The sequence below is a fragment of the Pseudonocardia sp. WMMC193 genome (genome assembly GCF_021728735.1).
Classification (GTDB): Bacteria; Actinomycetota; Actinomycetes; order Mycobacteriales; family Pseudonocardiaceae; genus Pseudonocardia; species Pseudonocardia oroxyli.
In genome coordinates this window covers 808789-826935 of sequence record NZ_JAKKDO010000003.1, presented here as the reverse complement: position 1 = coordinate 826935, position 18147 = coordinate 808789, and the positions used below count along the sequence as shown (strand labels likewise).

General features: G+C 64.4%; 16 protein-coding genes. 12 read left to right on the top strand and 4 right to left on the bottom strand.

From position 1 onward, the window contains the following. Nucleotides 1-58 precede the first annotated feature (58 nt). The gene (locus tag L3X23_RS05300) at nucleotides 59-907 is read right to left on the bottom strand and encodes a DoxX family protein (RefSeq protein WP_237191008.1); all 849 of its coding nucleotides are present in this window, start codon (nucleotides 905-907) and stop codon (nucleotides 59-61) included. Nucleotides 908-1146: 239 nt separating this feature from the next. Then, on the bottom strand, nucleotides 1147-1551 hold the full coding sequence (locus L3X23_RS05295) for a hypothetical protein (protein ID WP_237191007.1): 405 nt from the start codon (nucleotides 1549-1551) through the stop codon (nucleotides 1147-1149). A gap of 92 nt (nucleotides 1552-1643) precedes the next feature. Here L3X23_RS05295 and pgi point away from each other — a divergent pair, with 92 nt between their 5' ends. Both pgi and L3X23_RS05285 read left to right on the top strand, forming a co-directional pair. Continuing rightward, nucleotides 1644-3290 (top strand): glucose-6-phosphate isomerase, encoded by a 1647-nt coding sequence (gene pgi / locus L3X23_RS05290; protein ID WP_237191006.1) that lies wholly within the window; start codon nucleotides 1644-1646, stop codon nucleotides 3288-3290. A 47-nt stretch (nucleotides 3291-3337) separates the two neighbouring features. Further along, nucleotides 3338-3982: a phosphatase PAP2 family protein gene (locus L3X23_RS05285; protein WP_237191005.1), complete on the top strand. Its 645-nt coding sequence runs from the start codon at nucleotides 3338-3340 to the stop codon at nucleotides 3980-3982. Here L3X23_RS05285 and L3X23_RS05280 read toward each other — a convergent pair. Then, complete coding sequence (locus L3X23_RS05280) at nucleotides 3966-4757, bottom strand: Fpg/Nei family DNA glycosylase (RefSeq protein ID WP_237191004.1); 792 nt, start codon at nucleotides 4755-4757, stop codon at nucleotides 3966-3968. The genes L3X23_RS05285 and L3X23_RS05280 overlap by 17 nt on opposite strands. Nucleotides 4758-4943: 186 nt before the next feature. Between L3X23_RS05280 and L3X23_RS36005 the strand changes: the two genes are divergently transcribed. From L3X23_RS36005 to L3X23_RS05255, 5 genes are all read left to right on the top strand, one after another. Beyond that, nucleotides 4944-6446 carry a recombinase family protein gene (locus tag L3X23_RS36005; RefSeq protein WP_237191003.1) on the top strand — a complete coding sequence of 501 codons (1503 nt, stop codon included), beginning with the start codon at nucleotides 4944-4946 and terminating at the stop codon, nucleotides 6444-6446. Between the two features lie 287 nt (nucleotides 6447-6733). After that, nucleotides 6734-6907, top strand: a complete 174-nt coding sequence (locus L3X23_RS05270; RefSeq protein WP_237191001.1) for a ribbon-helix-helix protein, CopG family — start codon at nucleotides 6734-6736, stop codon at nucleotides 6905-6907. A gap of 539 nt (nucleotides 6908-7446) precedes the next feature. Beyond that, on the top strand, nucleotides 7447-9900 hold the full coding sequence (locus L3X23_RS05265; RefSeq protein WP_237191000.1) for a phage/plasmid primase, P4 family: 2454 nt from the start codon (nucleotides 7447-7449) through the stop codon (nucleotides 9898-9900). 216 nt (nucleotides 9901-10116) lie between these two features. Next, on the top strand, nucleotides 10117-10371 hold the full coding sequence (locus L3X23_RS05260) for a hypothetical protein (RefSeq protein ID WP_237190999.1): 255 nt from the start codon (nucleotides 10117-10119) through the stop codon (nucleotides 10369-10371). Next, entirely contained in the window at nucleotides 10371-11267 is an 897-nt protein-coding gene (locus tag L3X23_RS05255) for a phage tail tape measure protein (protein WP_237190998.1), read from the top strand. Before L3X23_RS05260 ends, L3X23_RS05255 begins: the two co-directional genes overlap by 1 nt. Here the strand turns inward: L3X23_RS05255 and L3X23_RS05250 are convergent. Then, the gene (locus L3X23_RS05250; RefSeq protein ID WP_237190097.1) at nucleotides 11156-12559 is read right to left on the bottom strand and encodes an IS30 family transposase; all 1404 of its coding nucleotides are present in this window, start codon (nucleotides 12557-12559) and stop codon (nucleotides 11156-11158) included. The two genes, L3X23_RS05255 and L3X23_RS05250, sit on opposite strands and share 112 nt — an antisense overlap. A gap of 133 nt (nucleotides 12560-12692) precedes the next feature. On the opposite strand from L3X23_RS05250, the gene L3X23_RS05245 reads away from it, so the two are divergent. The 5 genes from L3X23_RS05245 to L3X23_RS35130 all read left to right on the top strand — a co-directional run bounded on the left by L3X23_RS05245 (nucleotide 12693) and on the right by L3X23_RS35130 (nucleotide 17999). Continuing rightward, entirely contained in the window at nucleotides 12693-15977 is a 3285-nt protein-coding gene (locus L3X23_RS05245) for a hypothetical protein (RefSeq protein ID WP_237190997.1), read from the top strand. Nucleotides 15978-16298: 321 nt separating this feature from the next. Continuing rightward, nucleotides 16299-17081: a hypothetical protein gene (locus L3X23_RS05240; protein WP_237190996.1), complete on the top strand. Its 783-nt coding sequence runs from the start codon at nucleotides 16299-16301 to the stop codon at nucleotides 17079-17081. A 166-nt stretch (nucleotides 17082-17247) separates the two neighbouring features. Next, on the top strand, nucleotides 17248-17484 hold the full coding sequence (locus L3X23_RS05235) for a hypothetical protein (RefSeq protein ID WP_237190994.1): 237 nt from the start codon (nucleotides 17248-17250) through the stop codon (nucleotides 17482-17484). Next, entirely contained in the window at nucleotides 17481-17861 is a 381-nt protein-coding gene (locus L3X23_RS05230; protein ID WP_237190992.1) for a Gp19/Gp15/Gp42 family protein, read from the top strand. Before L3X23_RS05235 ends, L3X23_RS05230 begins: the two co-directional genes overlap by 4 nt. 3 nt (nucleotides 17862-17864) lie before the next feature. After that, nucleotides 17865-17999 carry a hypothetical protein gene (locus L3X23_RS35130; RefSeq protein WP_255733894.1) on the top strand — a complete coding sequence of 45 codons (135 nt, stop codon included), beginning with the start codon at nucleotides 17865-17867 and terminating at the stop codon, nucleotides 17997-17999. The last annotated feature ends 148 nt before the right edge of the window (nucleotides 18000-18147 follow it).

The following is an 18147-nucleotide window of genomic DNA, read 5'->3' as shown; positions in this document are numbered from 1 at the left end:
GCCGCGGTCGCGGACGGCGGGCCCGGGGCCTGCGCGAGAGGTGGTCGACCCGCAGCGATCAGCGGTTCTCGGTGTCGCGCACCGAGCCGAACGACCCGGTGTGCGGGTCGGCGTAGCCCGCGTAGGTCGGACGGGCCTGCTCCTGGCCGGGCTCGGTCCACACGGGAGCGTCCTCGCGCGCCGCCCGCGGGGTGGCGTTGGCGTAGGCGCTCGGCACGCGGGTCGGACGCTCGGCGGCGGGCTCGTCCCAGATCGACGAGGGCCGCTGCTGCTCCTGCGCGAAGCGCGGGGAGGGCGTGGGGCGGTCCTGCCAGGCGGCCTGCGGGGCCCACTGCGGCTCGTCGTCCCAGCGCGGACGCGGCGCCTGCTGCCCACCGGTGCCGCCGACCGTCGAGACCGCGGACCGGAACGCCTGCGGCGCGGGGGCGATCGGCACGCCGGCGGGGTCCGAGCTCACGTCGACCGCCTCCGGGGCGGCGGGCTTCTTGATCCGGTCGAAGACGAGGTGGTCGACGCTGAGCCTGCCCGCGCCGTTCGCCGCGATCGCCACGCAGACCGCGGCGATCAGCCCGACCAGCTCCCACCCGTTGTCCCGGACGAAGACGCCGTGCTCGCCGTGCACGAACAGGACGGCGCCGAGCATCACGAAGGTCATTCCGGCGGAGGCGTAGGGCACGAACAGCCCGATCGCCAGCAGGATCGAGCCGACCAGCTCGACGACCAGCGTGAACGCGGTCGCCGCGATGGCCAGCGGGATCCCGAAGTTCTCGAACTGGCCCGACGTGGAGGTGAAGCCCTTCACGCCGAAGGTGTCCCACACGTGGGCGAGCATCACGAAGGCGACGGTGAGGCGCGCCGCGAGGATCAGGACGTCGCGCACGGGCTCGGGGAGCGAACGATGGAACACAGTCGTTCTCCTGACTATGGGTCGTCGGCGTACCGCGTTGAGTGACGAAGCTAGACCGGAGAGCTGCCGTAGCTAGGCCGATCAGAGGTTTCTGCGGTGGTCCGACACTCGCACGCGATGAGCTGCAGAACCGAACCACTCATCTGTGTAACGAAACCCCGGTCGTGTGGTTACGCACCGTTCGTCTCACGTGACTCCCCGCTGGTCGGCTGTGACCCGCCACCCAACCGAGTGGGTGACTACGCCGGCAGGATCTCCCTCCACTGCTTCGTGGCGGCCCGGCCCGGCGCGATCCAGGCGAGCCCGGCCAGGTTGCCGACGTGCGAGACGCCCTGGAAGGCCGCGGCGACGCCCAGCACCGACAGCCCCACCTCCAGCGCGGACGGGTTCGGGGACGGCATGCCGTTCGGCTTCACGAAGGTGATCTTGAACTTCTCCCCCGCCACCCGGGCGACGAACCCGCCGCCGAACCAGTACCAGGGATAGGACACGTCGGTGACCTGCGGCAGCGGGGCGTCGAAGTAGGTCGTCTCACCGTCGGTGAAGGCGATGCGGCCCTCCGCGGTCACGAGGTAGCCGGGGCGGTTGCGGAGCCCGCCGATGATCCAGGCGGGGCTGGCGAGGACGGGTGCGGTGGTGGTCATGCCTCCAGCACACCGCGCGGCCGGGCGCGGAAACACCAGACCGCCACCACTTCGGACCTTCGTAGTACCCACACCTGCGGCAGAATGCGCGCGTGGACATCACCGCGACCCCCGAGTGGACCGCCCTCACCGCACATCACGCCGCCGTCGGCGAGCGGCACCTGCGCAGCCTCTTCGCCGACGAGCCCGGCCGGGCCGAGGCGATGACCGCCGAGGGCGCGGACCTCGTCCTGGACTACTCCAAGCACCGGATCACCGCCGAGACGCTCCCGCTGCTCGTCGCGCTGGCCGAGGCTGCGGGCCTGGGCGAGAAGATCACCGACATGTTCTCGGGGCGCCACATCAACACCTCCGAGGACCGGGCGGTCCTGCACACCGCGCTGCGGCTGCCCGAGAACGACGCTGCCGCGGCGCTCGTCGTCGACGGGCAGGACGTCGTCGCCGACGTGCACGAGGTGCTGACCCGGATGGGCGAGTTCACCGACCGCGTCCGGTCCGGCGCGTGGACCGGCGCCACGGGCGAGCGGATCCGCACCGTCGTCAACATCGGCATCGGCGGCTCCGACCTCGGCCCGGTGATGGCCTACGAGGCGCTCAAGGACTACTCCGACCGCGGCATCGAGTGCCGCTTCGTGTCCAACATCGACCCGACGGACCTCAGCGAGGCCGTCCGGGACCTCGACCCGGCCACGACGTTGTTCATCGTCTCCTCGAAGACCTTCACCACCCTCGAGACGCTGACCAACGCCCGCAACGCCCGCAGCTGGCTGGTCGAGGGCCTGGGCGACGAGGGGGCCGTCGCGAAGCACTTCGTCGCGGTGTCGACGAACGCGGAGAAGGTCACCGAGTTCGGCATCGACCGGGCCAACATGTTCGGCTTCTGGGACTGGGTCGGCGGCCGCTACTCGGTCGACTCCGCCATCGGCCTGTCGCTGATGATCGCCGTGGGCAAGGAGGGCTTCGGCGAGTTCCTCGCCGGCATGCACGCGATCGACGAGCACTTCCGGACCACGCCGTTCGCCCGGAACCTGCCGGTGATCTCCGGCCTGCTCAACGTCTGGTACGCCAACTTCTTCGGCGTCGAGACCCACGCGGTGCTGCCCTACTCCCAGTACCTGCACCGGCTGCCCGCCTACCTGCAGCAGCTGACCATGGAGTCCAACGGCAAGTCGGTGCGCGGCGACGGCACCCCGGTCACCACGGTCACCGGCGAGATCTTCTGGGGCGAGCCGGGCACCAACGGCCAGCACGCCTTCTACCAGCTGCTGCACCAGGGCACCCGGCTCGTGCCCGCGGACTTCATCGGGTTCGCCGAGCCGAACCACGACCTGCCCGGCGAGGGCGGCGCGGACTGCCAGGACCTGTTCATGTCCAACCTGTTCGCCCAGACCGCCGCGCTGGCGTTCGGCAAGACGGCCGAGGAGATCGCGGCCGAGGGCACGCCCGCGGACGTCGTGCCGCACAAGGTCATGCCGGGCAACCGCCCCACCTCCACGATCCTGGCCCGCAAGCTCACCCCGTCGGTGCTCGGGCAGCTCATCGCGTTCTACGAGCACCAGACGTTCGTGGAGGGCGTGATCTGGGGCATCGACAGCTTCGACCAGTGGGGAGTGGAGCTGGGCAAGGTCATGGCGAAGCAGTTCGGGCCCGCCCTCTACGAGAAGGACGCCGACCTGTCCGCCCTCGACCCGTCCACCGCCGCCCTGATCCGCCGGTACCGGGCCTGGCGCGGCCGCTGAGCGGCGTTCGCCGCGCGGACCCGGGTCCGTCCGGGCAGGCTGGACGGGTGCGTAGGCCCCTCCTGCTGGTCAACCTCGTCGCCGGCGTCCTCGTGGTGCTCGCCGCGGTCCTCACGTGGGCGGCGTTCACCGGGGTCGGGCCCGCGGCCCGGGACACGGCGGCGCTGAACGTCGCCGTGGACGACCGGACGCCGCTGCTCACCAGCGCGGCCGTGGTGTTCACGAACATCGGCAGCACCGCGGCGATGGCGCTGGTGGCCCTGGTGGTCGGAGTCCTGCTGTGGGTCCGGGGCCACCGGCTCGACGGTGCGTGGCTCGTCGCCACGATGGTCACGGCCGGCGCGGTGTTCACGCTGGTCAAGCGGCTGCTCGACCGGCCGCGCCCGCCCGAGTCGGTGCGGCTGGTCGAGGTGGGGAACACCTCGCTGCCGAGCGGGCACGCCACGATGTCCGCCGTCGTCGTCGGGGCGCTCGTGGTGTTGGCCTGGCCGCACCTGCACGGCCTGTGGACCTGGCTGGTGCCCGGTGCGGCGGTGCTCTGGATCGGCGGGATCGGCGCGACCCGGATCTACCTGGGCGTGCACTGGTTCTCCGACGTCGTCGCCGGCTGGGCGACGGGGCTGGCCTGGCTGGCCGTGTGCACCGGCGTCCTGCTCCGGGCGCGGACGCGGACCGCTACGCCTGTTCCTTAGCGCACCACCAGGTGCTGCGACCGCCGACCGTGCCGTGCACCATCTCGGCACCGCAGCGGGGGCAGTGCCCGCCCGGGCGGCGGTGCTCGATCACCTCGCCGGTGTGGACGCCGCCGTGGGCGATGGCGTCCTGCAGGGCCTTCTCGAGGTGGCGGTACAGCCGGTCGAGGTCCTTCGGCGCCAGCTCGTCCGCGGGCACCGCCGGGTTGATCTTCGCCCGCCACAGGGTCTCGTCGGCCAGCAGGTTCCCGACGCCCGCGAGGACCGACTGGTCGAGCAGCCGCGCCTTGACGGCGGTGCGGGACCGGGCGATGCGGATGCGGAAGTCCTGCCCGGTGATGTCCTCGGCGTCCGGGCCCAGGCCGTCGAGGTCGGGATCGAGGCGGATCCGCCCGAGCCTGCGCTTGTCGAACAGGCGGAACCGCCCGCCGTCGGCGAAGACGATCGTGAACCGGTCCCACTCCGCCTTGCGCGGCTGCCGGTCCGGCCGCTCCGGCCCGCCGCCGATGCGCTCCCCCGCGTCGTTCGTGACGATCACCCGCCCGCCCATCCCCAGGTGCACCCCCAGGGTGTGCTCGGTGTCGGTCTCGCACCACATCGTCTTGCCGCGGCGGTGCACGGCGGTGAGCTTCCCGCCGACCAGCGCCCGCGCGATCTGCCCGGGCGGGTGGGGTCGGCAGACGAACTCGTCGTGGTCGTCGACGCTGCGGATGACGCGGTCGACGGCGCCCTCGAGGACCTGCCGCGCGAGCTCCACCTCGGGTAGTTCCGGCACGCCCACCAGTCTGGAACAGGCGCGCGGGTTCCGCGCGTTGATCCGGGCGTGATGCGGGTACGGGCTCCTGAGCTGCGCGGACGTCGCTGGCTGAACACCGGCGGGATCGAGCCGGACCTGCGCGGCAAGATCGTCCTGTTGGATTTCTGGACGTTCTGCTGAGTTGGTCGGGGTTAAAGTACCCCCGTGTCCAGCAACCAGCAACCACGGGTCCGCGCGGCGATCTACGTGCGAGTCTCACAAGACCGCTTCGGGAACCGCGCGTCCGTGGAGCAGCAGCTCAACGACTGTCGCAGGTTCGCGGAGGAACGCGACTTCAATGTCCTGCATGAGTTGTGCGACAACGACATCTCCGCGTACACCGGGAAGCGACGTCCCGCGTACGAAGAACTGCTTGAGCGGATCCGGAAGGGTGAGCTTGACGCGGTCGTCGTCTGGGAGCAGTCGCGTCTCACCCGGCAGCCGTACGAGCTTGAGGGGTACATCCTCGCTTGCGAACCGCACAGCGTCTCCACGTTCATGGTCACCGCGGGGGTACTGGACCTGACGACCGACCAGGGACGCATGGTCGCCCGGATGACGGGTGCGGTGAACCGCTACGAGGTGGATCAGCTCCGCGGTCGTGTGAAGCGCGGTCTCAAGTCGCGAGCGGACAAGGGTCTCCCGGGTGGAGGGCGCAGACCGTTCGGGTTCCTCGCCGACAAGGTCACTCATGACCCCCTGGAAGCCGCCGCTCTGCTTGACGCGACACGCCGAATAGTCGCGGGTGACTCCGTCCACGGGATCGCTCGTGAGTGGAGGTCCGCGGGTCTGCTCACCGTGACCGGAAAGCCGTGGAACACGGGTCAGCTCCGCGCTCTTCTGCGTCGTCCGCGTAACGCTGGTCTCACGCAGCACCGGGGACAGGTGAGCGGTAAAGCGTCGTGGGAGCCCATCGTCCCGGTGGCGCTCTGGACCGCGTGCGTCGGAGTGCTCAACGACCCGTCGCGCCGCAGCTCCCCCGGCAACCAACCTGCCTACCTGGGAACGTTCATCTACAGGTGCGGTGCACTGATTGACGGTGAGGAATGTCAGACGCTCATGAAGTCGTGGCGCTCGGGTCGCGCCGGCACGAAGATTTACCGGTGCACAACTCCCGACCGCACCGTCAACCATGTGACCGCTCCCATCGCGGAGGTTGACGAGTTTGTCGCTGACTACTTGGTGAACGGGATCAACGACAGGGGGTTCACGGTCCCGACGGAGATGGTCGCTGTCCCGACCCCGCTGAGCGGTGACACGCTGAAAGACCTCAATGAGCGTCAGTCATTCTTGACGATGCAGTTCTCCACCGCTCAGATCCCTCAGGAGGACTACGTTGCTGCTCTCGCTGCGATCAACATGCAGCGGGAAGCGCTCAAGGAAGCGGTATCTCTCCCGCTGATCCAGGAACCGGAGGGGATGACGAACCCCGCTGAGGAACGAGCGAAGTGGGACGGTCTCTCACTCGCTCGTCGTCGCGCTCTGGTCAGCGAGCTTGCGGACGTCACGATCCTCCCTGTGGGGTCCGGCGTGCGTGCTCCCATCAGCTCACGTGTCCGCGTAGACCTCAAGCTCGCGCAGTGGGTCATGGACGCTGACGAAGCGAACGCCGCTCCCCCGACAGAGGTTCCCGACGGTTACGAGGGTTCTCTTCTCGATCTGCTCTGAGCGGCGAGAGCCACCTTGTCGAAAATCTCGCAGAAAAGTGAAGTAGCTGCGCTTCACGAGCGTGTCTCGCTCGTTCATGTCTAGTGAAGGCGGTTGATGCTGCCCAAAATCAGGTCCCAGAATCTTCGAAGAAAAGCGCCTGAATCGGAAATGTATCGACCCCTCAAAGCGTTATATCTAGTAAGACGTACGAGTCTGCCTGTAATACAGGTTATTACACCCCATCCCGCGTACGAGCGCAGCTCCGCAGGTTGGTTATGAACACGAGCGCGCTGAAAGTTGGAACCATGGCACGCACCATCGTGACCTCATCCTTTCCTGACCCTGGTCTACTTCGTGTAGTCGATCAGATTTGCCGCGAGCAACGAATCAATCGTAGCGAGTTCTTCCGCGCGGCTCTCGAACAAGCGACCGGATACGAGTCGCAGCACGTCCCCTACACGCGCGAAGAGCGCAACTGAACTCCTGACCGCAGAGACGTAGTCACCTCTGAGGTCAGGTTGAGAGGCTCCCACCGATTCCCTTCCTCCGGTGGTTGAGACTTCCAGCAGGCAGTACCCCGGACATTGGAACTGGTCTCCGGGGTGCTGCCTGTTTCTGTCAGGTGACTCCCTCAGAAAGCTAAGCAACCTATGAACGACCTACCCCACGTACCCGCAACGCTGGTCAATGATCAGCTCGTCGCTCGCTGTCCCGATTGTGGGAAGCGGGTGTACCACTCTCCGGGGTACGGACCGCGTTCGAATCACTGTCCCGGTCGGGACATCTCGCGTGGTCGCGGGGTGCCGACGGAACACGTGTGGTGTCCGACGGGTTCATACGTGCTCGTTCCTGCATAAGACTTGTGATCGGTCGCTCCGGTCACACGCAACACCCGGCACCCACTCGTCCTCTGACCGCGAGTGGGTTCGAGCCGGTCGCCTGTCACCAAGCAGGCGACCGGCTCCCGGTCTCTTGGTAGGTCAGAAAGTAAGTACAACTGAATAGTAAGGTCAGAATATTGCTTATCGACATCTCCGCGGACGCATACGCGAACTCCTATGAGGACTACTACAATAGCGGGTTCGAAGCGATCCCGCTTCACCGGTGGAACTCGAAGAATGACGAGGGTGACCCAACCGGAAAGGATCCGATTCTTAGCGGTCGCCACGGATTCAACCACACTCCGCTGACTCTTGACGAGCTGCGTGAGTGGGTAAAGCGACCGAGAAACATCGGGTGGGTGCTCCCGGAAGACATCATCGCTCTCGACTTCGACGCGTATGACGGAAAGAATCCGGAGCAGGTGCTAGCCGACCTCGAAGCTGAGCTAGGTCCGCTTCCGCAGACCGCGTACCAGAGCAACCGGGGACCCCGCAGTTTCAGTCGACACCGGTTCTTCGAGGTTCCGGAGGACAGCGGCGCATTCAACCGGTCTCCTGGTAAGAACTCCGGGATCGACATGGTGTCTGCGAGCCTTCGTTACGTGACCGCGGCACCGTCGCGGCACCCGGACCACACTGACGAAGTCCCTCGGATCTATCAGTTCTACTCACCCGCAGGTGACGTAATTCCCGTCTCGCAGGTTCGTCGCCACATCGCACCGCTTCCCGCTGCATGGGTGCAGTGGTTCCAGGAGAGGAACGCCGGGAGGTCACCAGACAAGCGCGCGGACCTGACTACCGAAGAGTCGTCGGTTGCGCTCACTCAGTTCTCCACGTCGGGGGAGCCCTGCAAGGCAGTCCGCGCGGTAGTTGACGACGTCGGAGACGACATCGGTCACGACGTCGCGGGGGCGCTCGCTATGCGTGCGCTCCGTCTCGGGGAACAGGGTCACGCGGGTGTCGCTCATGCGCTCACCGTCATCCGGAATGTGTACGAGACCAGCCGCGGACACAAGCGCGACACGGATGAAGACTTCGACCGGCTCGTCAACTATGCGGTACCGAAGATCGTCGGGAAGCCGACGGAGGGAGACCGCAACGGCTGCAACGGTTCCGGAGGTTGCGGGGTGCGCAAGCCGCCCGCACCGACGGCGCTCGGGTGGTCCGACGCGGAGGTAGCCGACCGGCTCGCAGACATGCTCCGCGGTCGCTTCTGCTTCACCCCTGCACTCGGGTGGATGTCGTACGACTCCACTCGGTGGGTCGAGGTCAGCGACGACCACATTGCGGAGGCTCTGAGGTGCCTTGTGCTTGAGAAGTGCGAGGAACTCTCCAAGACCACCCGCGACGACCCTGACGCGGAGCGGGAGCTTGACGGGTGGTTCAGCCTCAAGACCCGCCGGCGTCGGGAGACCGTGATCAAGGATGTCCGCGCTGCTCTCCTGGTCGACACGGAGCGGTTCGACGCTGACCCCGACGTACTCAACACACCTGACGGTCTTGTGGACCTGCGTACCGGGTCGGTGGAGCCACACTCCCCCCATCACTGGATCACGAAGGTGACGCTTGGGAGCTACGTGCCCGGGATGAGTGCTGTCATGTGGGACACGCTGCTCACCGCGGTAGACCCCGCGGAGCGCACCTACCTGCGGAACAGGTTCGGTCAGGCAGCCACCGGCTACCAACCCACCGACGACGCACTACTGATCCTGTGTGGGAGCGGATCCAACGGGAAGTCTCAGATCATCACCGGGGTAATGAACGCGCTCGGAGACTACGCTTGCGCTGTCGAACACTCGGTGTTCTCGGGTGACCGTGGTAGCGGTAGCTCCGACATCGCGGAGCTTCGTGGAGCGCGTCTCGCGGTCGCCGAGGAACTCGCTGAGGGTCGCTCGCTCAACAGTACGTCGCTCAAGCGGATGCTCGGAACCGGTCGCATCAAGGCAGCAAAGAAGTACCGCGACGCTATCGAGTTCAACCCGACCCACAGTCTTGTGACAACCAGCAACTATATGCCAGTGGTTGCGGAGACCGATGACGGTACGTGGCGCCGGCTACAAATGGTGTGGTTCCCCTATCAGTATGTCACCTCCGATCGGGAACTCCGAATCGGAGAGCGACGAGGTGACTCCGGTATCAAGCGCAAGGTTGAGCGACTGAGTACCGCTAACGCCGACGCGATCGTCACGTGGTTGGTGGAAGGAGCGCTTGCGTGGTACGCGGATCCTGACGGGTCGATCGCACCGACCGAGCAGGTTGCTGCAAAGAACGAGGAGTGGCGTCAAACTTCCGACAAGATCATGGGGTTCTGGAAGAGCGGCGTGGTCGAACTGCACGAGGGATCTGTGATCGCGACGGAAGACCTGCACGCCGCGTTTAACGACTGGATGCGAGAGCAGGGACACGCACCGTGGGTCCAGAACTCGTTTCTACAGCGGTTCTCCGCGCACTACCTGTCGCGGGGTGTCGAGAAGCGTCGGGTGCGACTGACGGAAGTCACTCGTTCCTCTCGCAGGTTCAGCAAGCCTTCTGGAGATCAGGTGAGCGGGTTCGTCGGGATGCGTTTCACCGCTGACTCTTTGGCAGCTTGATCAACCAATTCTCTCATACCGCTACATATCCGCAGGTAGCTAGTGGCGTGCAGGGTGTGCAGGGTGAAACCAAAACCTCCTCCGCGAGAGTGACATAGGAAAGTTTAGGTAGACCCTGCACACCCTGCACACCATCCACGGAACTACAAATCTTCCACCCCGCTGCGAGTGAGACCGTAGCGGGGTGGTGGTCTCACAACTAAATAGAGGTACTAAATGAGCAACACTTTCCAACTCGGTGGTGACGTCTTCGAAGTGCGAAGCGACGTCACTCACGAGACCGGTTCTGAGTTCACGCGACTCATGCAATCCGGTCACGTAGTCGACGCGCTCTCCCTGGTGGTGGTAGGTCGCGCGGATGCGAAGCGGGTCGCTGAGCTGATCGCAGCTCTTCCGTCCCCACTGCACATCGACCGCGCGCTTCTGAGCATCTCGTACCAGGCGTTCGAGAACTCGGGAGGTGACCGCTGATGGCAGCAGGCGGGGCAGTGGAGATCGAGGTTGTTCCCGATCTCGCGAAGTTCCCCGGTCGGCTACAAAGCGGGCTCCAAGCAACCACGGGTATCGCGTCTGCTGCGGGTCGCGCGATCGGACTTGCGATCACCGCGGGTACCGTCGCAGCAGCAGCCGGCTTCACTCAGATCATCAAGCTCGGAAACGAGTACCAGGGGAAGCTGAATGAGCTTCAAGCGGTATCCGGAGCGACCGGTTCCAAGATGGCGGAAGTCGGTACCCGTGCTAAGGAACTCGGTTCCGACCTCACCCTGAGCGGTGTCTCCGCTGCTGACGCTGCGGGTGCGATGCTGGAACTCGCTAAGGGCGGCTTGACTGTTGATCAAGCTATGCAAGCTGCGAAGGGCACCCTGCAACTCGCGGGTGCTGCGCAACTTGACGGCGCTCGTGCTGCTGAGATTCAAGCTCAGACTCTCAACCAATTCGCGCTCTCCGCGGATCAAGCGGGTCGGGTAGCTGACACGCTTGCCAACACGGCGAATGCTGCTTCCGGTGGCGTAGAAGACATCGCTCTTGCGATGAAGTACGTGGGACCCGTTGCGGCTTCCATGTCGGTATCTCTTGAGGACACCGCGACCGCGGTTGGTCTCCTCGCGAATAACGGGATCATGGCTGACACCGCGGGAACATCCCTCCGCGGGATGCTGGTCTCTCTTGCCGCACCGAGCAAGCAAGCTAAGGGTGCGATCGATGAACTAGGTATCACTGCGTTCGACTCTCAGGGGAAGTTCGTAGGGCGGGTTCAACCGGTCGATGCAACACCGGGCTGCGGGAGCGAGCGTAGTTGCTCTTCGAAGACCTCGGCAGGGGTCTTCCATCCGAGGACCTTGCGGGGTCGGTTGTTCAGTGCGTGAGCGACGGCCTCGAGTTCCTCGGCGGACCAGCGCGATAGGTCGGTTCCTTTGGGGAAGTATTGGCGCAGTAGGCCGTTGGTGTTCTCGTTCGTCGGGCGTTGCCATGGTGAGTGGGGGTCGGCGAAGAAGACCCGCGTCCCGGTCTCGACTGCGAACAGCGCGTGCCCCGAGAGCTCCTTGCCGCGATCCCAGGTCAGCGTCTTGCGTAGCTGTTCGGGCAGCTTCGTCATCGACGCGGTCAGCGCGGCGTTCATCGCGACGGCCCCGTAGCCGCCCAGCGACGGCCCGTTCTTGACATACGGCTTCTCGCCCCAGCCTTGCTCCCGCGGCAGGTGCACCAACAGCGTCGAGCGGCTACTGCGCTCGACGAGCGTGCCGATCGCCGACCTCCCGGTGCCGATGATCAGGTCGCCCTCCCAGTGCCCGGGAACGGCGCGATCCTCGGCTTCAGCGGGACGCTCGCGCAGGACGACATCGGCGGTCACGTGACCCTGCGCCTTGTTCCGGGATCGCGCCCGCGGCTCCCGCAGCGCACGCCCTGTCCGCAGGCACGCGACCAGCTCACGCTTGAGCGCACCGCGGCCCTCGATGAACAGCGATTGGTAGATCGCCTCGTGGCTGATGCGCATGGACTCATCATCGGGGAAGTCCACCTTCAGGCGCTGCGCGATCTGTTCGGGGCTCCACGCCAGCGACCATCTACGGTCTGCCCGGTGCGGCTTGTTGAGCCCCTTCCAGACCGGCGGTGTCGGACCCGCGACGATCGTGCCGTCAGGTCTACGGACGTTGCCCGCGAGCCGGTCTTGGACGTACTCGCGCAGCCGCGGGTTCTCGACCAGCTTCGCGGTCTTCGGGCGTTTCGCAGCCTGCTGGGCCTTCCACTGCGCCACCCCGGCGCGGTACTCCACCTTCCCGCTACGGGTGGCGGCGTTGCGGCGTAGTTCGCGTGAGACCGTCCCGGGGTCCCGCCCGATCGCCCTGCCGATCTCACGGACTCCCTTGCCCTTGGCGCGCAAGATCGCGATCTCCTCGCGTTCGTCGAAACTCAGGCAGCGACCCGACGGCTCGGTCAGCAAGATCGGCGGCATGCCGCCAGCGTGGCGAAACCAGCGGGCACCGACCGGCCACGACACGCCGACAGCCAACGACGCCTCCACCGTCGTGACACCCGTGGCGATCAGCCGCCAGAACTGTCGCTGCACCACCCGCGACGGCTCTGGCCGCCCAGGGGAACGCATCGGCGGCCGCAGCGCCCGATCAGCACGCCACTGCCGGCGAAGCCCCTCGGGCATATCGCCGGTCCTCCTGCTCCAGTCCTTCGTCGCCATCCCTGGACTCCTCCGTGATCAGGGTGTTGCGACGACCGTTTGAATCCGCCTAGGGTTCCGCTCGGTCATTGAGCAGCTCACCGCTGCTCAGGGTCGGATGACTGAGGAACAGTTCGCTTCCGCTGCTGCGACTGCGTTCGGACGCGAGCCACTTGCAGCAATCACCGCGCTCGCTCGTGAGGGAGCACCTGCGTTCGACGCGATGCGGGAAGCGGTCGGTCGTCAAGGTGGAGCCGCTGAGGTGGCTGCGGCGAAGATGCAGGGTCTCGGTGGAGCGATGGAATCGTTCCGCTCGAACCTTGAGACCGTTGCAATCTCGATCTACGAAGTCGTGGATGGACCGCTAGAGCAGCTCGTTCGTGCAGCTACCGAAGGTCTCGACGTCGCGAACGACCTGATCGCGGGTAAGGGACTCCCCGGTGGCGGAGGTGCTCTCGGTGCTGCGATCGAGAACGTAGAGAAGATCATCAACAACCTGCGGGTTGCTGCCCAACCTGCCGCTGACGGTGTGCGCAAGCTGATCGACTCCTTCCGTGAGGGGAACGGCGCGACCAGCGCTGCGGGTGCAGCTCTGACGGTGTTCACCGGTGCTCTTGAGCTCGCAAGCCGGCTGCTCGGACCGATCGGTTCCGTGGTCGGTGGGATCCTGTCGGTGTTCAGTGCGCTTCCGGGACCTGTTCAGGCAGCAGCGCTCGCGTTCCTAGGGTTCAAGGCAGCAGGTAGCTACCTGGACAACCTGCGCGCGAAGACGACACCCGTCGTGGGCGACATGCGTCAGGTCGCAAGCGCTGCGCAGGTGATGAACGAGCACTTCGCTCGAACCGGGAACTCCATGCGCATCGCGACCGACTCGCTGACTGCGGGTGGTGCCGCTGCACGTGCAGCGGGTACCGGTCTCGATGGAGCTGCAACCTCTAGCTCGCGACTGATCCGCACCATTGACGCGCTCAAGCCGGACGCTCTGATCCGGTTCAACCAGGAAGCGCGGGTGCAGCAGCAGCTCGCTCAAGCGTCCGGCGAGTCCGTGTCTCGTCTCGGCGCGTACTACGCAGTTGCTCAGCAGCGCGCTCAAGGGTTCACCGACGCTGTACGCACCCAACGTGACGCTGCTGCGGGAGCAGGTACGAGCATCTCCACGCTTGGTGCTTCCATGCAGGTGCTCGGTGACCGTTCCGCCACCATCGGACGTGCGACCGACGCGTTCACCAACATGCGTGATCGCGTGATCGCAGTGGGGTCCGCTGCTGACGGGACTCATGGGAAGTTCACCGCGCTCGCGGGAGGTATCGCGGGTGTCGGCGCTGCGGGTGGCTCGCTGGTAGCAACCGGCATCCGCGGTCTCATCAATGCACTCGGTGGACCATGGGGAATTGTCATCGGTGCGGCATCGGTGGCGATGGCGCTCTTCGGTCAGCGGCAACAGGAAGCTGCTCAGCGTGCTCAGGAACTCGCTGCTCGTCAGGAAGCTCTCAAGGGCACCCTCGAACAGACGACCGGTGCGATCACCGATGCGACGCGTCAGGACATCGCTGCAGAAGCGGTGCAGTCCGGTCGCGCGAAGACTGTCGGTGCGCTCGGTGTCTCCACGAAGCTGTACGTGGACGCGCTCACTGGTCAGTCGTCTGCAACGCAGCTCGTGACCGAAGCGGTCAACCGCGGGAACACCTCGCTGCTTGAGCAGGACAGTTCGGTTCAGGCTCTCGTCCGCTCCCTCGGCAAGTACGGGATCACCCTGGAAGACGTGAACGCTGCGTCCCTCGGGAACGAGGGTGCGACGAACAAGGTCCGCGCTGCGATGCAGGAGTACACCGCTGCTGGTGGTGAGAGCGTCAGCGTGCTCGGGTCCCAGTTCAACAAGGCGAAGGAACTCGCGAGTGCGAACCGCGAGGTGCTCGCTTCCCTGGTCGCGACGAACGAGATGCTCAACAAGTCGAAGGAAGAGCTGCTCGCTACTCAGCAAGCAGCGGACGTCTTCGCAGCATCCCTCAAGTTGATCACCGACGGTGGTGTGTTCGAGGGTCTCGCGAAGGGTGGTCCGCTACTGGATGCAGCTCGCGACCAGCTCGACAAGATGGGAGCGTCTGCGCAGCGGAGCGCGTTCGAGATCGGTAAGAACTCCGAACGTCTCGGTGGCATCGACGGAGCAGTTGCTAAGGGTGTCGGCGCTATGCAGAACATGCGCGATCAGTTCATCCAGAACGCAACCGCAGCAGGTCTCACCGCTGAGAAGGCGCGTGAGCTTGCGGACTCCGCGGGTCTCATCCCTGCGGTGACTGAGTTCCAGATTCGCACCAACGCGAACGAAGCGACTACGCAGCTCTTCCAGGTGAACGAGATGGTGAAGGGCATCCCCCCGGGGAAGACCGTCACCGTCAACGCACTCACGCAGGAAGCTCGCACGCAGCTCGAAGCGATGGGGTTCACGGTCAAGACCCTCCCCAACGGTCAGATCGAGATCACCGCGAACACCGAAGCGGCGAAGACCGAGCTGCAAAGCACGATCACCTTTGCTCAGACTGCGTCCGCGACGATGAAGTTCGACGCTGACACGATCCCCGTTGACGGGAAGATCAAGGGAACGATCGACTTCGGTAACGGAAGCTCCGCGAAGATGACGCTCAACGCTGAGGATGGACCTGCGAACGGGACTATCAAGGGTGTTGTCGACTACGGGAACGGGCAGAAGGCGACCATTACCCTCAACGGTAACCGCGTCAACGCTGACGGAACCATCAACGCTGTAGTCGACTACGGTAACGGTCGCGTCGCAGTGATCAAGGTTGACGCGAATGCTGCGGCTGCTAACGCTGCAATCGACAACGCTGCTCGTCGTCGTATCGCGTATATCGACGTTGTGACTCGTGGTGGTGGATCTGCGCCGGTTGGTAACGGTGTTCGCATCAACCACGACGGTGGAATCCTGCGACCGATGCACAACGGTGGAGTCCTGAACTTCGCTCGCGGTGGTCTCGCAGCTCGCAAGCTGACTCCGATGCGGAGCGGGTTTGCAGAGTTCGTGAAGCCGAATACGTGGCGCGTTGTCGGTGATCGTATGAAGGATGACGAAGCGTACATCCCGATCAACAGTTCCGTGCGTTCCCGACGCATCTTTGAGGAGACTGCTCGACGCATGGGTTACAACGTGGCACGCGCATTCCACGATGGTGGGATCGCGCGGCGGGTCAGTCGAGCAACCAACACTCAGCGGGTGGTCGCAAGCATCGACATTGGTGCAATGGCTCAAGAGGTCGCGCGACTGATCACGAAGAACCCACGAGACATTAACGTCCACATGGTTGCGAACAACCCGGTTGCTGAGACAGGTGCGGAAACCATCACGCGAAACATGCGCACGCTCGGTGCGATGGGCGCCTTCGGGTGAACTAATGCGACCCGTTGCTGATCCCCGTGCGACTGGATTCGTGGAAGACCCGCAAGCGTTTGCGACGTGCTGCGAACGCTTGCGGGTTCTCCGAAACGAAGTTCGTGCAAGCAGCGATCCTGTCCGCGCTCGACAACGTGGAAGAGAGGAACAGTGATGAACCGACGTCCGACACGTCGTAAGCGCGGCAAGCGGAAGACGCACCCGCGCAACCCTGGTGGTGCTAATGCCACGACGTAATAAGAACGGTGGTCCACGAGGATCCCGCAAGATGATCAGTAAGAAGTTGAAGAGCGAATTGAAGCGAAAGGGGACCCGGTGATGCCGGCTACTATCAGCGAGAAGATCAATGCAGCGAAGACGAACCTGCACGCGTACAACAAGCGTCGCGAGCTGATCCGGTCTCGAATGGACGAGCTTGAGAAGCTTCGACTTCCGGAGAAGCCAATCAATGTCGATGACATGCTTGAGGAACTTCCGAACATTACCGAGCTGGTCGCGGCACGTGTCAACAATGAACGAGTCGATACGCTGCTATCCACCCTGCACCATGCTCTGTCGCACTCTGACGGTGATCGTCACGACGCTCAAGCTGCCGATGCTGAGAACATCCTTGAGGTTCTCCGGAGTGAGGTCGCCGGTCTGTTCGATCGAATCTCCACGATCAATCTGCGCGGAGCTACCGACGCGCAGAGTGCGATTGATATCGGAGCGGTGAAGGAGTGGGGTGGCTTCTCAAACTGCGTGAGTGCGCTGGGGACCATCGTCTCTGAGTATGTAAGTATCGCCACCGAGCATCACTCCACGTGGGTAACCGAAAATGATCGTCCGACACGGAAGGTTCTCATGGTTTCCTCGGAAATCTTGAAGCACCTCCTGCCGCAGGTAGGTCACCAGCTCCCGAGTCAGGTCCCATATGACATCGGGAAGGACGACAACCCGGTCGTCAATGCTCGATACGTGCTGTGGCTCCGCGGTCTCAGCGAGGACCGCACGGAGGTTCTCCGATCGCTTCCTCACCCGAGTCTTCTCGGACAACAGACGTACGTTCCTCGGGTAAAGACACCAATGACTATCGACGCTGGATTCAAGGGGTTCAAGTGAGCACAGTTGAACACGGGTACGACCTGTACCGAGCACGCAAGATGAACGACGAGGATGCAAAGAAGCGGGTCGAAGATCACGAGCGAGCACAGACGCAAGCGGTCGCTAATGCGTGCTACTGCACCGACTGCAACGGAACTCGTCAGCACATCGCGGGGTGGTCCCAGTGAGCGACCACAAGCGAGCTGAGCTGACCGGGAACGAGGATCTTGACAGCGTCATCAAGCGGTACGACCTGAGTGAGCGAGAGGTTGACACTCTGCTTGCAGGTCGCCCGAAGACGCGACTTGCTCTTGAGGGGATGGCGGAAGGTGTCTCCCGCGCACGTCGTGAGGTGTACAACCCGACGGTCTGCGTTCCGCAGGAAGAGCTGCTCCCACCGTGGTTGACGGTAAAGCGGTGACCCCGCTCGTCACCCCTGACGACGTCTCTGTGCGACTCGCAGCGGCGTACGAGGGTGCTGAGCTACAGCAGGTCCAGTCGCTCTGTGACGACGTCTCTGCGCTCATCCGGTCGCGTCGTCCACAGGTTGATGAGTGGCTCGCGACGGGTCGGCTCGACTCCGCGACGGTGGTCGCTGTCGGGGTGCAGGTGGTCGCTCGCGCTCTCACGTCGATCACGACCGGAGGAGTGGGGATCCGCAGCGAGCAGCACCCTGAGTACTCGTACGAACTCACGTCTTCTACCGCATCCGGTTTGAACCTCTCGAACCGTGAACTCGCGATGCTCACCCCAACCGACGAGCGGAATCGTCCGTTCTCGATTCTAGTTAAGGAATGACTAATGTCTGATCTGTATAAGCAAGGTTCTCGTGAACTTAACCGCGAGCGCGCACTTGCAGACTTCGAGCGGTTCCTTGATCTGCTCTCCGATGACCCGCGTGTGCAAAAGCTTCAAGAACTGTTTGATAGCGAATGATACTCGGTGTCGTAGTCGCGTACATCTGCGCTCCGTTCCTTGGGGTGCTCGCAGGTCACGCAGCAGCGGGTTACCGGTACCGGGAGCTGATCGAGACGGGTGGCTTGATTGATGAATGACCTCTTGCGGGAACACAATGACAACGTGG

What these genes read in the sequence shown, in the direction of transcription:
- L3X23_RS05295 (WP_237191007.1), bottom strand. Translation starts at nt 1,551, where the DNA reads ATGACCACCACCGCACCCGTCCTCGCCAGCCCCGCCTGGATCATCGGC.
- L3X23_RS05270 (WP_237191001.1), top strand. Translation starts at nt 6,734, where the DNA reads ATGGCACGCACCATCGTGACCTCATCCTTTCCTGACCCTGGTCTACTT.
- L3X23_RS05260 (WP_237190999.1), top strand. Translation starts at nt 10,117, where the DNA reads ATGAGCAACACTTTCCAACTCGGTGGTGACGTCTTCGAAGTGCGAAGC.
- L3X23_RS05255 (WP_237190998.1), top strand. Translation starts at nt 10,371, where the DNA reads ATGGCAGCAGGCGGGGCAGTGGAGATCGAGGTTGTTCCCGATCTCGCG.
- L3X23_RS05250 (WP_237190097.1), bottom strand. Translation starts at nt 12,559, where the DNA reads ATGCCCGAGGGGCTTCGCCGGCAGTGGCGTGCTGATCGGGCGCTGCGG.
- L3X23_RS05245 (WP_237190997.1), top strand. Translation starts at nt 12,693, where the DNA reads ATGACTGAGGAACAGTTCGCTTCCGCTGCTGCGACTGCGTTCGGACGC.
- L3X23_RS05240 (WP_237190996.1), top strand. Translation starts at nt 16,299, where the DNA reads ATGCCGGCTACTATCAGCGAGAAGATCAATGCAGCGAAGACGAACCTG.
- L3X23_RS35130 (WP_255733894.1), top strand. Translation starts at nt 17,865, where the DNA reads ATGTCTGATCTGTATAAGCAAGGTTCTCGTGAACTTAACCGCGAGCGC.